Genomic DNA, 412 nt, shown 5'->3' on the forward strand with positions numbered 1-412 from the left:
CTTCGAGTTCGTGCACAACGCTCGGCGCCGCGGCAAAGCCCTCCTCAGCGCCCTCGTCGCCGCTCTGGCCGTGTGATGGGCCCCACCACCCCGGATCCCGACAAGAGTCTTCCGCATTAGCGCCAGCGCGCCGCTCGATCGAGCAACAGTGTGAAGACTACGGCCTCTCGTTTCAATATTGCACGTAGCCACTCCTGCGCGCATTGGTCCTGACATGATTACACTTTCACGTCGCCTCTTCGGCACCGATGGCATCCGTGGCACCGCCAACAAGGCGCCCATGGATGCCGCGACCGCGCTTCGCCTCGGCCAGGCGGCCGGGCGCTTCTTCAACCGCGGCACCCATCGCCACCGCGTCGTCATCGGCAAGGACACCCGCATCTCGGGCTACATGCTGGAGCCGGCGCTGACC

The 412-nt window shown here is 65.8% G+C and carries 1 pseudogene; it reads left to right on the plus strand.

From position 1 onward, the window contains the following. Nucleotides 1–214: 214 nt before the first annotated feature. Nucleotides 215–412, plus strand: a pseudogene (locus E2C06_RS37035) (phosphoglucosamine mutase); the annotation flags it as partial.

Origin of the sequence: Dankookia rubra, assembly GCF_004355005.1 — a bacterium.
Lineage (GTDB): Bacteria > Pseudomonadota > Alphaproteobacteria > Acetobacterales > Acetobacteraceae > Paracraurococcus > Paracraurococcus ruber_A.